The following is a 15,522-nucleotide window of genomic DNA, read 5'->3' on the forward strand; positions in this document are numbered from 1 at the left end:
GGCCGCAACGGTTTTCGCGGCCGTCACCCGAAGAACGGGAAGGCGCGCTTGCGCGCCAGCGCGTCCATGCCCTCCTGGATGGAATCCTGCACTTCGTGGTATTTGCGGTCGACGTATTCCTCGTCGTCCGCCCGCGCGGGGTCGTGGTCGAGTTCCACGGCGGGCATGAAGCGCGTCCTGATCTTGGCCGGCAGGGGCAGTTGGGGCAGCGTCGCCGGGGCGATCCCCCACGGCAGCGAGATCGCCAGCGGGAACACCTTGAGCCGCAGTAACCGGTCCAGTCGCAAGGCTTTTGACAGCCGGTCGCCGCGGATCAGCACGGGCATCGCGTCGGCCCCGCCGACGGTGGCGATGGGCACGATCGGCACCCCGGCCCGGATCGCCATCTTGACGAAGCCCGTCCGCCCGGCGAGGTTGGCCCGATCGCGCTCGGTCCACGGGCGCAGCGAGTCCACTTCCCCACCCGGCCACAGCGCGACGTCACGCCCTTCGGCCAGGGCGGTGGCGATCGCGTCCGGGGCGGCCGGAAGCACCCCCATCGACCGGAAGTAGCGCCCGAACAACGGAATTGCCATCAACGCGTCATGGGCGGTGCCGTGCAGCGGCCGGTCCTGGCCGAACCGTCGCCACCATTGCAGACCAACCGTCCAGGCGTCCCACACGAACGGGGCCCCGGAGTGGATCCCGACCAGCAGCGCCGGCGGTGCTTCCGGGATGTTCTCCCAGCCGTCGATCTCCATCCGAAACCAATAGTCCACCAGCACATTCCACAAATACTTCTGTCGCTGCAGGGCGGCCTCGTCCTGGCCGGACAGATCCCAGCGGCCGGCGCGCTCGGCGACCCAGCCGCTCAGCCCGCCGCCCTGTCCGCTGCGCCGCTCGTCCATCGCCGCTCGCGTTCGCTCGGCGTTGCGTTGCGCTTGTTTGCGCACGCTCGCCGGCCTGTGGTCCGGGTTACTCATGAATGCCGGATACCCGGTTCACCCGCGCCCGATTCGCCGGGACGCAAAAACTCCCCGCACCACCGGGGTGCGGGGAGTTTTGCCGGCCGGATCAGGCGCTGGGCGCCGGCGCCGGGGGGGCACCGGGTGCCGGGCTGTTTGGCGCGCCGGGCGCCGGGCTGTTGATCGTCCCGGACGCGGAGCCGCCCTCCACGTTCGACGTCCAGATCAGGACGTCTTGCATGCCGTCGTTGTAGACGACGCCGTTGGGGGGCGCGCCGGTCACGTCGAAGTACAGCGTGCCGGTGGATTCACTGCCCTGCGGGATCGGCGCGGGGCTGAGCCCGTTCGGCGTCCCGACCTTGTCGATCACCCGGTAGTTCTGACCGTTGGGTCCGCGGGCGATGAAGTCGTTGACCATCGGGGTCACGAGGCCGGCCTCCGACCGGGCGCTGATGTCCGCCTGGTAGAGCGTGCCCTTGGGCGTGTAGCCCGGGATGGTGACATTGCTCGGCTGCAGGTTGCTCACGGTGTAATTGGTGATCAGGGCGCCGTCCACGAACTGTTCGCTGGTGCCGAATCCCTGAATGTTGGGCGGCGGCGAAGCCAAAGCCGGCGCCGCGGCGAAAACGCCCGCGGCCGCAATCCCGGCGGCGGCAACTGTCTTAATAGCCGTCTTGGTGACCTTCATTATTCATTCCTTTCGTCGCACACAAACGCCCCCCGTCAAGGGCATGCGGATATACGCAGCGAAATAGCCATGCGGCTCCGGCTTTAAACATCTACCCGCGCCGCACGCCAATAATCGGGTCCATTAGCTGGCGAAATGCGGGTGTTTTCGCCGACGACATCTTTGGTAACAGCACACAACACCCGCATCACCGCTAACACCCGCCGCGGGCCCCGATTAAGCCGTGCGCCGCCGGGTAACCGGTGCGCGAAGACATTCCGAGCACAGGCCCAGACATCCGCGAAGGGGGCGATCGCGTGCAACGTGGCAACTCCAAGCACAGCTCACGGGAAGACGACGAGCTCAAGCACGAACTGGAAGGCACGGTCCGCGGCAATCGGTCCAGCCGTAGCGAGGAGTGGCGGGACCCGGAGCCCCCGGCCGACGACGATCCGGACGTTCCGACCGCCGGCCCGACCCGTCGCGAATCGTAAAGCGGGAAGCGGAGCGCCGGCGTTTGCCCGGTTCGGCTTCTCCAATGACATGGCGAACTTTCGAGCGAGGCAAAGGAAATCAGATGGGCTTTACCGCGCAACAACAATCCGTCCCGGGCGTGCAGGCCCAGATGGATCCAATTCCCGATTGTGGTGAAAACACTTACCAGGGCTCGGGAAAACTCCTCGGCAAAAAGGCGATCATCACCGGCGGCGACAGCGGCATCGGGCGTGCGGTCGCGATCGCCTTCGCGCGCGAGGGCGCCGACGTGCTGATCGCGTACCTCAACGAGGACGACGACGCGCGCGACGTGGCCCGCTACGTCACCAACGCCGGACGCAAGTGCGTGCTGGTGCCCGGTGACCTCTCCGACGCCGCCCATTGCCGCGCCGTCGTGGACCGGGCGGTGCAGGAATTGGGCGGCGTGGACATCCTGGTCAACAACGCCGCGTATCAGATGATGCGCAAGAGCCTGGACGAGATCAGCGACGAGGAGTGGGATTACACCTTCCGGCTCAACGTGGGCGCGTATTTCTACCTCGCCAAGGCGGCCCTGCCCTACCTGAACGCCGGCTCGTCGATCATCGGCAGCTCGTCGGTGAACTCCGACAGCCCCAATCCGACCCTGGCGCCCTACGCGGCGACCAAGGCGGCGATCGCCAATTTCTCCGCCAGCTTGGCTCAGCTGTTGGGCGAGAAGGGGATTCGGGTCAACAGCGTGGCGCCGGGTCCGATTTGGACGCCGCTGATCCCGTCGACGATGCCGCCGGACAGCGTGGAGTCCTTCGGCGACAACGTGCCGCTGGGGCGTGCCGGCCAGCCCGCCGAACTCGCCCCGCTCTACGTGCTGCTGGCCTCCGACGACGCGAGCTACATCTCCGGGGCGCGGGTGGCCGTCACGGGCGGGCGGCCGATTCTGTAGGCGGCGCTCCCGTCGCGTCCTCTCGCAGGTGTAACGGGCCGCCCGGCGGGGTACAGCCCGGACGGGCGAAACGGCGAAAGGATGGCACCGATCGTGGCCATCGGGAGCGGTCAGCGACGAAGGTTGCGACGGTGGTCGGTCGCGGCGGCCGCCGCAGTCGTGGCGGTAGCGGGTTGTTCGGCGCCCGGGTCCTCGCTGGAGAGCGCGCCGGCGGTCAGCGTGGCGACCATCGACGCGACCCTGCATGACCCGGTCTGGTCCTATCACGACCACGAGTTGCTGGGCCTCACCGACGATCACCGGCTGGCCGCGATCGGCTACGCCGGGCCGGGCACCGCCCATACCCGGCTGTCGGCCCCGATGGGGTCCGGGCGCAACCTGCAGATCAGCCAGAAGGACGACCGCCACGTCTTCGTGCCGCAGCCGGAACGCGGCAAGGTCGCCGTCGTCGACATCGCGACCCTGCGGCCGGTCGCCGAAATCGACGCCGGCCCCGCGCCTTCCTACCTCGCCGAGGACGCCGGCATGCGGGTGCTGCTGGCGCTCGCCGCGGACGGTTCGTCGGTGACGCCGGTGGACCAGTACGGGTTCCGCAAGCTGCCGACGGCCACCTACGCCGGGGAGCCGGCCGACACGATCGACGGGTCCAACCGCGGGCGGCAAATCGAGTACCACCTCTACGGCGCCTCGGGCATCCGCTACTACAAGGGGCCCACGTCGCCGCCCGAAGAACGCGGCTCGCTTCCGATGGCCGTCGCCGTGTGGGCGGGCGACGGAACCCAGGTCACCCGCAGCTATGTGGCCGGGCGCGACGACAAGGTGCTGTACGCGGTCGACTCGCGTCGCGGCGGCGACGGGCTCGAGGTGCTGGCCCGAACCGAACTGTCGTCGCCGATCCGCTATCTGGGCACCGACGACACGCGCATCTACGCGGCCACCGACCGCGACGTGACGGTGCTGGAAACCGCGAGCTTCACCGGCTTTCCGAACGGGACCATCCGGGTGATCCGCACCCTCGACTACCGGGCGGGATTGCCGTCGGGCCCGGTCGCTTCGGCGCCGCTGTCCGGGATGGCGATCGGGCCCAAGCGGGTATATCTGACCCTGCGCGGCCAGCCCCACGTGATCAGCGTGGCGAAGCCACGCCTGTGAGGGAGGTCAGGTGAGCACGACAGCGCGGCGGCCCGAGCCGATCGGCATCGATGACGACTTCGAGCTGCTCGATGAGCAGATCGCGGCGCTCAAAGAGCTCGCGCGACGCGACGACGTTCCCGAAGGGCAGGCCTACGACTTCGGAATCCGTTGGGGGGCAGCGCTCGCCGGGAGGTTCCGGCGGCTGGTGCACTACAGTTGCCTGGGCGTGCTCGACGAGCCCTCCGAACGACGGTTCCAATCCCTGTGTGACGACCTGCGTTCCGTGTCGGAGTTGATCGAGAGGTTCGATCTCGCCCGGCCGCGATTCACCGATACCCCGAGCCACCCCACGTTGCGCTAGCCTGTCTCGCCCTGGCGCGGCTCGCGATGTCCTCGACGTCGGAGATCTCCCGATAGTCGGACAAAAACTCGTTGGCGGCCAACACGATTCCGGTGCGCGGGGCCGGACAGCCGTCGTTGCGGCACGTCAACGCCACCATGAAGGCGTCGTCGTCCTCGTCGAGGAACAAGAATCCGAGATACAGCGCGTGCCCGACGGCGAAATCCTTGCCGCCGCAGCCGGCACAGTGCCCGCCCTTGACGGCCACCAGCTCTGAAACTCGTTCGCGCTCAACGCTTTGCAGGTCGATCAGCTCGGGACGCGTTGCCGAAGGGTCGGGCATGTCAGATCTCCACGTCCTTGTCGTAGTGGACGTTGTCCTCGCGCCAGCCCCCAAGGCCGTGGCCGATGCCGGAGTAGTCGTCGATGAACTCGATCTGGTTGATCCACTTCGCCATCTTGAAACCGACCTGGGTCTCCACCCGCAGCCGCAGCGGCGCCCCGTGCTTGATGGGCAGCGGCTTCCCGTTCATCTCGTAGGCCAGCAAAGTCTGTGGCTTGTAGGCGAGTTCGAGATCGATCACCTCGTAGAACTGGCCCTCCCCCTCCGCGCTGGGCTCGTCGCGGCCGGTGTCCTGCATGGTCAAAAAGCAGATGTACTTCGCCTGCGGGAGCGGACGCACATGATCGGCGAGTTGGGCCAGCGGAATTCCGCTCCACTGGCCGATGCTGGTCCACCCCTGCACGCAGTTGTGCATCACGCGTTGCGATTGCTGTTCGGCCAGGCCGCGCAGCGCGTCGAGGTCCAGCGTCACCGGGTTTTCCACCAGCCCGCCCACCCGCACGCGCCAATCGACGAAGTTGTGCACGGCCATCACCTTGTACTCGGCGCTGGTCGGCGGCTTGCCGTTGACCCGGTGCTCCTTGGACGTCATCCGCTCGGGGTAGTTCTGCCTCGAATTCAGCGGCCGCAACAGGATTTTGCGGGCGCGGGTGACCACGGCGCCGAGCACGCGGCGCACCTGAACGGGCCGGCGCAGGCTCCACACCGTCGCCGCGACGTGGACGGCGACGATGGCGGCGACGATCACCAGCGACAGGGCGGTGGCCCAACCGATGTTGCGCACGGAACCGAAGATCATCGACGCGGTGAGCTGGCCCCAACTCCAGAAGAAGATCATCGACAGGTGGATGACGATGAACACCACAAACGCGATCAGGCCGAGGAAGTGCAGGCTGCGCGCCCATTGCCGGCCGCCCCACATGCGCACATACCAGGGGAACGCGGCCTCGATGGCCGGTGACTGCGCGGCACCCGTCAGGATCTGGAACGGCGCCAGCACGAAGATGACCCCGGCGTAGGTCAGCTTCTGGATGGCGTCCAGTGGCTCGCCCGGCAGCAGCGGCGGCAGGTTGAAGCTCATGTAGGTGACGATGTCGTTCCACGCCTCACCGAAGATCGACCACGACGCCGGCCAGTACCGGTGCCACTGCCCGGTGGCGAACAGCAGGATGTAATACGAGAGGCCGACGAGGATCCAGCCGATCACCGAGAAGAAGTGCCAGTGGCGGCCCATGCCGAGTTTCTTGTGGCCGGGCAACGAGAACAGCGAGCTGTAGTCCTCCTCCTCGTCGAGGGTGTCGTAGAGCTTGTTGACCGGCATTTCCTTGACCGTGAAGCGCGCCCACTCGCTGCCGGGCCTGCTGTCGTCGTGCCAGTACAGCTTCGGGTGCGTGGACAGGATCTCGATGCCGCTGCGGATCACCAGCGTCAGAAAAAGGACATTGAGCCAGTGGTCGATGCGCAGCCACGCCGGATAGTCGAGCACTGTCATGTCGTCACCGTTCAGTCGCGCCAGTTCTGTCGTTGCGGATACGCCACGTTGATGCCGGACAGGACGGTGGTGTGCACGGCGATGAAGGCACCGGCCAACGCCATGGCAAACGTTCCCGGGGCCAGGTCCCACCGCCCGGTCACCGCCACCAGACCCGGCAGGCTGACAAAGCGGCTGACCAGATAGATCACCAGGAAGGCCGCGCACACCAGGCTGCCGGCGTACCAGCCCGCTTGCGGCACAAGGGGTTTGGCGGCAAAGGCCATCGCGGCGGCGACGGCCAGGCAGGCGGCGATCAGCGCGGCCAGATACACCCAGAAATACAGCGGCAGGCCGGGCCGGGTGGCCGCCAGGTAGGCGTGCACCGCCACCAGGCCCATGAGCAGCGATGTGCCCAACGCGGTTACGGTGCGCGGCAAGTCGAAGGCGACGTAGCCGTTGAGCGTGAGAAGGGGCGAGGACAGCACCTTGTGCCACGCTGTGATCCACAGTCGCCCCAGGAGACCGGCCATTGCGGCTGACTACCCCGACTGATAGGCCCACAAACGATCGACCGATGCGAGCTCGAACGGCTCAATCCGCACCGTCGGAGAAGCCGTCTTGCCCCCCGCAGGCAGGGCTTTTACCCCTTTGGCGGCGTAATAATCACCCTCACTGCGGGTTTCGCGGCGCGGCGCAGCGCGCCACCGGCGAACCGACCAGCCGGAACTCCTCACTGCTGTCCAGCTGGGGATCGACCCCCTCCTGGAAGAGGATGATGATGTCCGAGCCGCCGAACTGGAAGTACCCGAACTCCTCCCCCTTGGCCATGTGTTTGCCGGGCACCGCGGTGAGGACGACCGACGACACGTGGGCCATGCCCACCGGGATGACCGCCACGATGCCGATGTCGCCGCAGTCCGATTGCGAGGTGTCGACGGTGACCACGCCGCGGGTCTGGGAGAACTCGTACCCGCTGCTGGCGCTGTCGCTGGAGGCGAACTCGTGTTCTTCCAGGCCCACCCGCATGAAGACTTTCCCGTTGATCCGGAAGGACTCCTCGACCAGTCCCGCGACGGGCAGGTGATAGCGGTGGTAGGCGTGCACGGGCAGCATGTAATGGACGAAGGTGCCGCGGGCGAAGCTCTCGCTGTATTGGCTTCCTTCGATGAGTTGCTTGATGTTGCCGTACTTTTCGTTCTTGACGGTGGTGGCGGGGATGCTCGAGTCGGCAGCGATGTCGTAGGCGTGCTGGTATTTGCAGTCGGCCGGTGAGGTCACCACCAGGTTGGTGGTCGGCTCGGCGATCGGGCGCAGCCCCCCCGTTGATTTCCCGCGCGATGAACTGGTTGGCGGTCAGCCATCCGCTGGGCGCGTTCGGGGCACCGTCGACCAGTGACTCGTGGATGCGGTACTCCGGCGCGTTGTCGATGAACGACTGCAGGGCTTCGGGGCTGAACGACTCCGGCGTGTCCAGGAAATTCCCCCACTGCCGGGCGAAGTCCGTCAGCCATTCCCGAAAGACACCGGAGCCCTGGGCCGGCTCGTCGCCCTGGTCGACCAGGAAGTAGAAGTGCGCCATGCGATCGCTGACCTCTTGAGCCTGCCGCTTTTCGTTCTTCCAGGCGTCCGCGTCCGACTCGTGGGGCACCCATCTCAGGAAGCGCCTCAGGTAGGACTCGTACTCGCCGATGTCGCGCGGCCACTCGAGCGCCTCGTACAGCTCCGGGTTCAGCTCGGATTCGGCCCGCCGCCGCGCCTGATGCAAAGACCGCTCGAGCCGATCCGCGAGACCGGGCTCGTTGTTGAGCGTGTCGCGGAGGTTGTGGATAACGGAATCCGGCTCGCTCATGTCACTGCTCCCTGGTTCGTCTGTGCGCGAACGCTTCGCGACCACGGGCAGTCACGTACCCGCGGACTCGGGCGGCAAACGGCGCCGCATCGCCGCGGTGCGCACGCGAACGCAAAGGACCGCGGGAGTTGGCGATTCCGCTCAGCGGCCGCGGGCGCGGCGATTGTGCTTCTTGATCGCGTCGACCAATTCCGCTTTGTTCATCGTCGATCGGCCCGGAACGTCGAGGCGGCGGGCCACGTCGAGCAGGTGCTTTTTGCTGGCGTTGGCGTCGACGCCCTCGGCCGACTCGCCGGGCGGTCGCAGCCCGCCACGCTCGGCGCGCTCGTCGGACGGACCCTTCTTCTCCTTGGGTTCCCAGTGGTCGCCGACCTTTTCGAAACTGTGCTTGACGGCGGCGTAAGCCACCCGGTGGGCCCGTTCCTCGCTGCCGTACTCCTCGGCGGCCGCGTCGTGGGATTTCGCGAACGTGCGTTGCGCTTTGGCGTTGGAACGCCGCAAAGTGCTGGGCAGTTCGCTCTTCTTGGGCGCTCCGCCTTTCGTCGTCTTCGGCATCGAACCTCCTCGTGCGCCAAAAGCGGTGCGGGAAACCTGTTACCGCCGGTCGGTTACCCCGTTGCGGGCCGGGCAATCGCGGTCCGGCAAATGTGCGCCGCGGCCAGGCGAACATATGTCAACATGGTTGACATGAACCAGGACGACGCCCCCCTTGGCTATCTGCTGTACCGGGTGGGGACGGTGTTGCGGCCGGAGGTTGCCGCGGTGCTGAGTCCGTTGGACCTGGCCCTGCCCGAATTCGTTTGCCTGCGCATCCTTTCGATGCACCCGGGGATGTCGAGCGCCGAGCTGTCCCGCCACGCGGGCGTCACCCCGCAGGCGATGAACACGGTGCTGCGCAAGCTGGAGGACGTCGGTGCGGTGGAGCGGCCCTCGTCGGTGTCGTCGGGGCGGGCGCTGCCGGCCAACCTGACCGGCGCGGGCCGCGCCCTGCTCAAGCGCGCCGAAGCGGCGGTGCGCGGCGCCGACGCACGGATCCTGAGCAAGCTCACCGAGACGCAGCAGCGCGAATTCAAAAGGATGCTCGAAAAACTCGGGTCCGACGAGCGGGCCTGATCACCCGGCCTGGATCCGCGCCCACGGCCGGGCCTCTTCGAGTTCGTAGGCGAGTTCGAGCAGCAGCGACTCCTGCCCCATACCGGTCGACAGCATCATGCCCACCGGCATGCCGTGGGCGGATTGGGCCAACGGCAGCGAGATCGCCGGTTCGCCGGTCACATTGTGCAGCGGGGTGAACGACACCCACTCGATCAGCCGGTTGATGACCTGCTGATAGTCGGTCGGCGCCAGGAACCCGATGCGGGGAGTCTCGTCGGCCAGGGTCGGCGTCAGCACCGCGTCGTAGGTGCCGTAGAACCGCGCGGTGCGCCGCCGCGCCCCGCGCAGGCGCATGATCGCCGCCGGGAGCCGGTGCAGGTGGCGGCCGGTGTGTCGCATGAGGCCCAGCGTCAGGCAGTCCAGCCTGGCGCGGTCGAACGTCTCGCCGAACATGTGCCGTCCGCCGCGCACCTGGGCCAGCGCCAAGAATCCCCAATACAGCACGAAGTCGTCGACGAAACTGGCCGCCACCGGCGGTTCGTCGACGTGTTCGACGCGGTGGCCCAGCTCTTCGAGCAAACCCGCGGATTTCAGCGTCAGTTCCCGCACCGCGGGGCTGCACTCGCGGTGGATCGAGCGGGTCAACACCGCGATCCGCAGCCGCTGCCGGCCGGGCCCGGTGACGTCCCCGACCGGGGCCAGCTTGGGGTTGCGCCAGATCCGCTCGGCCTCCCGGTAGAACGCCGCGGTGTCGCGCACCGAACGGGTCACCACGCCGTTGACGACGACGCCGACCGGCATCCGGCGCAGCACCGCGTCCAGGGGCAACCGCCCGCGCGACGGCTTGAGGCCGACGAGCCCGTTGCAGGACGCCGGGATGCGGATCGAGCCGCCGCCGTCGTTGGCGTGCGCGATCGGCACCACACCGGCGGCGACGAACGCCCCCGATCCCGACGACGATGCGCCGGCGCTGTATTCGGTGTCCCACGGGTTGCGGACCGGGCCCAGCCGCGGGTGTTCGGCCGACGCGCTGAAACCGAATTCCGAAAGCTGCGTCTTGCCCAGCGAGGTCATCCCGGTGGCCAGGTACAGCTGGGTGAACACGCTGTCGGCGACGGCGTCGCGGCGTGTCCACGCGTCGGTGCCGTGCATCGACGGCTGGCCCGCGACGTCGACGTTGTCCTTGATGAACGTCGGGACGCCCCCGAAGTAGCCGCTCGGCGAGTCAGGCGCCGCAGCCCGCGCTTGCTGAAAAGCCGCATACGCCAACCCGTTTAGCAGCGGGTCGACGGCTTCGGTGCGGGCGATCGCCGCCTCGACCGCCTCGGCCCTGCCGACGCGTCCGGAGCGGATGGCCTCGGCGAGCCCGACCGCGTCGAGATCGCCGAGGGCGTCGTCGCCGAACGCGTGCACGTGCCGCATAGCAGTGACGCTAGCCGCTCACGCGCGCCGGCTACGCCTGACCCACCTCGAAGCGCACGAACCGCGTCACCGTCACACCGGCGTCGTCGAGCAGGGCCTTGACCGTCTTCTTGCTGTCGGACACCGACGGCTGCTCGAGCAGCACGGCGTCCTTGAAGAAGCCGTTCAACCGGCCCTCGACGATCTTGGGCAGGGCCTGCTCGGGCTTGCCCTCCGCCTTGGCGGTTTCCTCGGCGATGCGGCGCTCGCTGGCCACCACGTCCTCGGGCACGTCGTCGCGGGACAGGTAGCGGGCCTTGAGCGCGGCGATCTGCAGGGCGACCGCGTGCGCGGCCTCCTTGTCGGAGCCCTGGTACTCGACCAGCACGCCCACCGCCGGGGGCAGGTCCGCCGCCCGCCGGTGCAGGTACGCCTCGACGGTGCCGTCGAAGTTCGCGACCCGGCGCAGCTCCAACTTCTCGCCGATCTTGGCGGACAGCTCGGCGATGGCCTGCTCGACGGTTTTGTCACCGATGCTGGCGGCTTTGAGCGCGTCGACGTCGGCGGCTTTCGACGACACGGCCGCGGCCACGATCTGGTCGGCCAGCGCCTGGAACTCCGCGTTCTTGGCCACGAAGTCGGTCTCGCTGTTCAACTCGATGAGCGCGCCGCCCTGGGTGGCGACCAGACCCTCGGCCGTCGCCCGCTCGGCGCGCTTGCCGACGTCCTTGGCGCCCTTGATCCGGAGCGCCTCGACGGCCTTGTCGAAGTCGCCGTCGCTTTCGGCCAGCGCGTTCTTGCAGTCGAGCATGCCGGCACCGGTGAGTTCCCGAAGCCGCTTGACGTCGGCAGCGGTGAAGTTCGCCAATGTTCAGCCTTCCTAGGAGGATTCAGTGGTGGTTGGTTCGGGGGTGCCCGCAGCGGCGTCGGTGGGGGCGCTGGCAGCGGCGGAGGCGAGCAGCTCCTGCTCCCATTCGGGCAGCGGCTCGGCGGCCTCGGCCTCGGGCTTGCCGTCGCCGCGGCCGACCCCGGCGCGGGCCTGCAGGCCCTCGGCGACGGCGGAGGCGATGACCTTGGTCAGCAACGCGGCCGACCGGATCGCGTCGTCGTTGCCCGGGATCGGGTAGTCGACCTCGTCGGGGTCGCAGTTGGTGTCCAGGATCGCGATGACCGGGATGCCGAGCTTGCGGGCCTCGCCGACGGCGATGTGCTCCTTGTTGGTGTCGACGACCCAGATGGCCGACGGCACCTTGGCCATGTCGCGGATACCGCCGAGGCTGCGGTCCAGCTTGTTCTTCTCGCGGGTCAGCATCAAGATTTCCTTCTTGGTGCGGCCCTCGAAGCCACCGGTCTGCTCCATCGCCTCGAGCTCCTTGAGGCGCTGCAGCCGCTTGTGCACGGTGGAGAAGTTGGTCAGCATGCCGCCCAGCCAGCGCTGGTTGACGTAGGGCATGCCGACGCGGGTCGCCTCGGCGGCGACGGATTCCTGCGCCTGCTTCTTGGTGCCGACGAACAGGACGGTGCCGCCGTGGGCGACGGTCTCCTTGACGAACTCGTACGCCTGGTCGATGAAGGTCAGCGTCTGCTGCAGGTCGATGATGTAGATGCCGTTGCGGTCGGTGAAGATGAACCGCTTCATCTTGGGATTCCAGCGACGGGTCTGGTGCCCGAAGTGCGTGCCGCTGTCGAGCAGCTGCTTCATGGTTACGACGGCCATGGTTGTGCCTTACTTGTGTCGGTTGTCGCCTGGCATCGGGTGAAGCCGGGCCCTGGCGCCTGCTGCGATGCCGGACCCGGCCGGAAAACCCGGTCGGGACCGCCCGGCACGCGATTGCGTTCTCCTCGTGGAACTCCGAGACGCGATGCGGACGCGCGAAGTCAGCCCGCGGACGAGCTGCGACCAGCAGTTTACACCGGTTCGGCGGGTGCTTTTGCCACGCTTCCCCAGGCGGCGTCGCCGTCCACAGTGCCGGTGCGGCCGGGTGGCGTCGCCGGGCGGGCCGCGCTGAACTGCCTGGATGCGGTGGATGGCGCTGACGTTGGGTGCGGCCCTGGTCAGCGCGGTGCCGGCGGCGGCCGACGACGATCGCCTGGACTGGCCGTTGCGCCCGCCGCCGGCCGTCACCCGGGCGTTCGACGCCCCTGTGCAGGATTGGCATCCCGGCCACCGCGGTGTGGACCTGGCCGGCGCCGCCGGTCAGCCGGTGTACGCGGCGGGCGCGGCCACCGTGGTGTTCGCCGGGCTGCTGGCCGGGCGGCCGGTCGTGTCGCTGGCGCATCCCGGGGGCTTGCGCACCAGCTACGAGCCGGTGCGGGCGGCCGTGCGGGCCGGGCAGTCGGTGGCGGCCGGGACCGTGATCGGGACGTTGATGGCCGGCCATCCGGGGTGCCGGACCGCGGCGTGTTTGCACTGGGGCGCGATGTGGGGTCCGGCGTCGGGGGCCCACTACGTCGATCCGCTGGGCCTGCTGAGGTCGACGCCGATCCGGCTCAAGCCACTGCGGCCGCCGAACGACGCGGCACAACATGGGTAACAGGCGCCACACGCGTCGCTGCGCGGGTGGACAGGCGTTGTGCCCACCTCCGAGCGACAATCTCGGGCGGGCCCATGACCTGCGAAAACGCGTTGTCGTTCGGAGGTGGGCACTCGCAGTGCGCCGTCCGCCAGGGTCTGGAGTGGCCGATGGGACTGGTGCGACGCGACGTGCGACGACGCCGGCCCGTCGCCCGGGGCCGCGGCGGCGCTCAGGCCCGGGGGTGGGCTTGGTCGTGCACGGCGCGCAGCCGGGACACCGCCACGTGGGTGTAGAGCTGCGTGGTCGCCAGGCTGGAATGGCCGAGGAGCTCCTGGACGACGCGCAGGTCGGCGCCTCCTTCGAGGAGGTGTGTGGCCGCACTGTGCCGCAGGCCGTGCGGACCCATGTCCGGCGCGCCGTCCACCGCGGCGACGGTCTGGTGCACCACCGTGCGGGCCTGGCGAACGTCGATCCGGCGTCCCCGCGCGCCCAGCAGCAGCGCCGGGCCTGAGTCGGCGTTCACCAGGGCGGGACGCCCGTCGGCCAGCCACGCGTCGAGCGCCTCGGCGGCCGGCGCCCCGAACGGCACGCTGCGCTGCTTGTTGCCCTTACCCAGGACGCGGACCAGCCGATGCCGGGTGTCCACGTCGTCGATGTCCAGGCCGCACAGCTCGCTGACGCGGATCCCGGTGGCATAGAGCATCTCGACGATGAGCCGGTCCCGAAGGGCCATCGGATCACCTTGCTGCGCACCGGATTTGGCGGCGGCCATGGCGTCGAGGGCCTGGTCCTGGCGCAGCACCGCGGGCAGGGTGCGGTGCGCCTTGGGAACCTGAAGCCGCGCGGCCGGATCCGTGTCCAGCAGGCCACGCCGGACGGCCCAGGCGGTGAACGCCTTGACCGCCGAGGTGCGCCGGGCCAGTGTCGTGCGGGCGACGCCGGCCGCGGCCGCGGCAGACAACCACGAGCGCAGCAGCGGCAGGCTCAACCCGTCCAGGCCGGCGCCGCGCTCCGCGGCGAACGCGAGCAGCGAGCGCAGGTCGCCCAGGTAGGCGCGACGGGTGTGCGCCGAACGCAGGCACTGCAAATCCAGGTATTCGTCGAACTCCTCGAGGATCGCCTGCACTCCCCCACGGTCGCAGGGCCGATCGGGGCGCTCTAGCCGACGCGCCGCAGCGTGTCCGGGGTGAGATCTTTGAGCGTGGGATAGCCGTCGACGGCCATGATGAGGTCCGCCTCGGCGAGGATCGAGCGCAGCACGTGCACGATGCCGTCGTCGCCGCCGAGCGCCAGTCCGTAGGCGTAGGGCCGGCCGATACCCACGGCCGTCGCGCCCAGCGCGAGCGCCTTGACGACGTCGGCCCCGCTGCGCACGCCCGAATCGAACAGCACGGGCAGCCCGTCGGCCGCCTCGACCACGCCCGGCAGGCAGTCCAGCGCGGGCAGGCCGCCGTTGGCCTGGCGCCCACCGTGGGTGGAGCAGTAGATGCCGTCGACGCCGCCGTCCTTGGCGCGCCGGGCGTCGTCGGGGTGGCAGATGCCCTTGATGATCAGCGGCAGCTCGGTCAGCGACCGCAGCCATTCGAGGTCGTCCCAGGTCAACGGGTTTCCGAAGGTCGTGATCCAGTGCAGCACGGTGCCTTGCGGGTCCTCCTCGGGCGGGCGCGCCAAGCCGGCGCGGAAGACCGGATCGCTGGTGTAGTTGCTCAGGCAGAGCCCCCGCAACTGCGGGAAGTTGGCCGTGGACAGGTCGCGCGGGCGCCACCCGGGAATCCAGGTGTCGAGGGTGACGATGATGCCCTGGAAACCGGCGGCTTCGGCCCGCCGCACGAGGCTGGCGGCCAGGTCACGATCCTTCGGCGTGTACAGCTGGAAGAAGCCGGGGGTATCGCCGAACTGGGCGGCGACATCTTCCATCGGGTCGGCGGTCAGCGTCGAAACCACCATCGGGACACCGGTTTTCGCGGCGGCGCGCGCGGTGGCCAGGTCGCCGTGGCCGTCTTGGGCGCAGATGCCGATGACGCCGATCGGCGCCATGAACACCGGCGCCGGCAAGGTCAGGCCGAACATCTGGACCGACAGGTCGCGGTCGGCGGCGCCGACGAACATGCGCGGGATCAGGCCCCAGCGATCGAACGCATCCCGGTTGGCCCGCTGCGTGCGTTCGTCACCGGCGCCGCCGGCGACGTACGACCACACCGACGGCGACATCGCCCGCTCGGCGCGGGCCTCCAGCTCCGCGAAGGCCATCGGCAGCGCGGGCGCGAGCCCGCGCAGGCCCTTGAAGTAGATCTCGTTCTGGTAGTCCGCGAATGCCATGGAAAAGAGAATGCCAGTCGAGC

At 68.8% G+C, this 15,522-nt stretch carries 17 protein-coding genes and 1 pseudogene; 6 read left to right on the forward strand and 12 right to left on the reverse strand.

Going from position 1 to position 15,522, the window contains the following annotated elements; all coding sequences use genetic code 11:
* Window positions 1-23: 23 nt before the first annotated feature.
* Both K883_RS01215 and K883_RS01220 read right to left on the reverse strand, forming a co-directional pair.
* Window positions 24-962 carry a lysophospholipid acyltransferase family protein gene (locus tag K883_RS01215; protein ID WP_036453433.1) on the reverse strand — a complete coding sequence of 313 codons (939 nt, stop codon included), beginning with the start codon at window positions 960-962 and terminating at the stop codon, window positions 24-26.
* Window positions 963-1,053: 91 nt separating this feature from the next.
* Window positions 1,054-1,632, reverse strand: coding sequence for an MPT63 family protein (locus K883_RS01220; protein WP_036453434.1), 579 nt, complete (start codon window positions 1,630-1,632; stop codon window positions 1,054-1,056).
* Window positions 1,633-1,928: 296 nt separating this feature from the next.
* Between K883_RS01220 and K883_RS27835 the strand changes: the two genes are divergently transcribed.
* The 4 genes from K883_RS27835 to K883_RS01235 all read left to right on the forward strand — a co-directional run bounded on the left by K883_RS27835 (window position 1,929) and on the right by K883_RS01235 (window position 4,523).
* Window positions 1,929-2,105 (forward strand): hypothetical protein, encoded by a 177-nt coding sequence (locus K883_RS27835; RefSeq protein ID WP_020188525.1) that lies wholly within the window; start codon window positions 1,929-1,931, stop codon window positions 2,103-2,105.
* An 83-nt stretch (window positions 2,106-2,188) separates the two neighbouring features.
* Complete coding sequence (locus K883_RS01225) at window positions 2,189-3,028, forward strand: SDR family oxidoreductase (RefSeq protein ID WP_008258798.1); 840 nt, start codon at window positions 2,189-2,191, stop codon at window positions 3,026-3,028.
* Between the two features lie 81 nt (window positions 3,029-3,109).
* A complete protein-coding gene (locus tag K883_RS01230) occupies window positions 3,110-4,180 on the forward strand; it encodes a YncE family protein (protein WP_008258799.1) in 1,071 nt (356 codons plus the stop codon).
* A 10-nt stretch (window positions 4,181-4,190) separates the two neighbouring features.
* A complete protein-coding gene (locus K883_RS01235; protein ID WP_008258800.1) occupies window positions 4,191-4,523 on the forward strand; it encodes a hypothetical protein in 333 nt (110 codons plus the stop codon).
* Here K883_RS01235 and K883_RS01240 read toward each other — a convergent pair.
* The 5 genes from K883_RS01240 to K883_RS01260 form a co-directional block, all read right to left on the reverse strand.
* On the reverse strand, window positions 4,489-4,845 hold the full coding sequence (locus tag K883_RS01240; protein ID WP_008258801.1) for a hypothetical protein: 357 nt from the start codon (window positions 4,843-4,845) through the stop codon (window positions 4,489-4,491). The two genes, K883_RS01235 and K883_RS01240, sit on opposite strands and share 35 nt — an antisense overlap.
* Before the next feature lies 1 nt (window position 4,846).
* On the reverse strand, window positions 4,847-6,337 hold the full coding sequence (locus K883_RS01245; RefSeq protein WP_014712071.1) for a molybdopterin-dependent oxidoreductase: 1,491 nt from the start codon (window positions 6,335-6,337) through the stop codon (window positions 4,847-4,849).
* Between the two features lie 11 nt (window positions 6,338-6,348).
* Window positions 6,349-6,849 (reverse strand): hypothetical protein, encoded by a 501-nt coding sequence (locus tag K883_RS01250; RefSeq protein WP_036453436.1) that lies wholly within the window; start codon window positions 6,847-6,849, stop codon window positions 6,349-6,351.
* A 139-nt stretch (window positions 6,850-6,988) separates the two neighbouring features.
* Entirely contained in the window at window positions 6,989-7,597 is a 609-nt protein-coding gene (locus K883_RS28110) for a phosphatidylserine decarboxylase (RefSeq protein ID WP_231504794.1), read from the reverse strand.
* Window positions 7,598-8,309: 712 nt separating this feature from the next.
* A complete protein-coding gene (locus K883_RS01260) occupies window positions 8,310-8,723 on the reverse strand; it encodes a ChaB family protein (protein ID WP_036453440.1) in 414 nt (137 codons plus the stop codon).
* Window positions 8,724-8,855: 132 nt separating this feature from the next.
* On the opposite strand from K883_RS01260, the gene K883_RS01265 reads away from it, so the two are divergent.
* Complete coding sequence (locus K883_RS01265) at window positions 8,856-9,281, forward strand: MarR family winged helix-turn-helix transcriptional regulator (RefSeq protein ID WP_026071277.1); 426 nt, start codon at window positions 8,856-8,858, stop codon at window positions 9,279-9,281.
* On the opposite strand, the gene K883_RS01270 is transcribed toward K883_RS01265, so the two are convergent.
* Genes K883_RS01270 through rpsB form a run of 3 tightly spaced genes read right to left on the reverse strand, consistent with a single transcriptional unit; the run spans window position 9,282 to window position 12,381 of the window.
* The gene (locus tag K883_RS01270) at window positions 9,282-10,685 is read right to left on the reverse strand and encodes an amidase (RefSeq protein ID WP_036453441.1); all 1,404 of its coding nucleotides are present in this window, start codon (window positions 10,683-10,685) and stop codon (window positions 9,282-9,284) included.
* 31 nt (window positions 10,686-10,716) lie between these two features.
* Window positions 10,717-11,532, reverse strand: a complete 816-nt coding sequence (gene tsf, locus K883_RS01275) for a translation elongation factor Ts (protein WP_036453443.1) — start codon at window positions 11,530-11,532, stop codon at window positions 10,717-10,719.
* A gap of 12 nt (window positions 11,533-11,544) precedes the next feature.
* The gene (gene rpsB / locus K883_RS01280) at window positions 11,545-12,381 is read right to left on the reverse strand and encodes a 30S ribosomal protein S2 (RefSeq protein ID WP_008258810.1); all 837 of its coding nucleotides are present in this window, start codon (window positions 12,379-12,381) and stop codon (window positions 11,545-11,547) included.
* A 340-nt stretch (window positions 12,382-12,721) separates the two neighbouring features.
* Here rpsB and K883_RS01285 point away from each other — a divergent pair.
* Window positions 12,722-13,165: pseudogene (locus K883_RS01285) on the forward strand (M23 family metallopeptidase); the annotation flags it as partial.
* 244 nt (window positions 13,166-13,409) lie between these two features.
* On the opposite strand, the gene K883_RS01290 reads toward K883_RS01285, so the two are convergent.
* Together K883_RS01290 and K883_RS01295 are read right to left on the reverse strand one after the other, a co-directional pair.
* The gene (locus tag K883_RS01290; protein ID WP_036453452.1) at window positions 13,410-14,306 is read right to left on the reverse strand and encodes a tyrosine recombinase XerC; all 897 of its coding nucleotides are present in this window, start codon (window positions 14,304-14,306) and stop codon (window positions 13,410-13,412) included.
* Between the two features lie 32 nt (window positions 14,307-14,338).
* Window positions 14,339-15,499 carry a lactate 2-monooxygenase gene (locus K883_RS01295; RefSeq protein WP_036453453.1) on the reverse strand — a complete coding sequence of 387 codons (1,161 nt, stop codon included), beginning with the start codon at window positions 15,497-15,499 and terminating at the stop codon, window positions 14,339-14,341.
* Between the last annotated feature and the right edge of the window lie 23 nt (window positions 15,500-15,522).

The sequence above is a fragment of the Mycobacterium sp. TKK-01-0059 genome, from assembly GCF_000709305.1.
Lineage (GTDB): Bacteria > Actinomycetota > Actinomycetes > Mycobacteriales > Mycobacteriaceae > Mycobacterium > Mycobacterium intracellulare.

What these genes read in the sequence shown, in the direction of transcription:
- K883_RS01220 (WP_036453434.1), bottom strand. Translation starts at nt 1,632, where the DNA reads ATGAAGGTCACCAAGACGGCTATTAAGACAGTTGCCGCCGCCGGGATT.
- K883_RS01215 (WP_036453433.1), bottom strand. Translation starts at nt 962, where the DNA reads ATGAGTAACCCGGACCACAGGCCGGCGAGCGTGCGCAAACAAGCGCAA.
- K883_RS01250 (WP_036453436.1), bottom strand. Translation starts at nt 6,849, where the DNA reads ATGGCCGGTCTCCTGGGGCGACTGTGGATCACAGCGTGGCACAAGGTG.
- K883_RS01260 (WP_036453440.1), bottom strand. Translation starts at nt 8,723, where the DNA reads ATGCCGAAGACGACGAAAGGCGGAGCGCCCAAGAAGAGCGAACTGCCC.
- rpsB (WP_008258810.1), bottom strand. Translation starts at nt 12,381, where the DNA reads ATGGCCGTCGTAACCATGAAGCAGCTGCTCGACAGCGGCACGCACTTC.
- K883_RS01240 (WP_008258801.1), bottom strand. Translation starts at nt 4,845, where the DNA reads ATGCCCGACCCTTCGGCAACGCGTCCCGAGCTGATCGACCTGCAAAGC.
- K883_RS01270 (WP_036453441.1), bottom strand. Translation starts at nt 10,685, where the DNA reads ATGCGGCACGTGCACGCGTTCGGCGACGACGCCCTCGGCGATCTCGAC.
- K883_RS01265 (WP_026071277.1), top strand. Translation starts at nt 8,856, where the DNA reads ATGAACCAGGACGACGCCCCCCTTGGCTATCTGCTGTACCGGGTGGGG.
- K883_RS01225 (WP_008258798.1), top strand. Translation starts at nt 2,189, where the DNA reads ATGGGCTTTACCGCGCAACAACAATCCGTCCCGGGCGTGCAGGCCCAG.
- K883_RS01245 (WP_014712071.1), bottom strand. Translation starts at nt 6,337, where the DNA reads ATGACAGTGCTCGACTATCCGGCGTGGCTGCGCATCGACCACTGGCTC.
- K883_RS01295 (WP_036453453.1), bottom strand. Translation starts at nt 15,499, where the DNA reads ATGGCATTCGCGGACTACCAGAACGAGATCTACTTCAAGGGCCTGCGC.
- K883_RS01230 (WP_008258799.1), top strand. Translation starts at nt 3,110, where the DNA reads ATGGCACCGATCGTGGCCATCGGGAGCGGTCAGCGACGAAGGTTGCGA.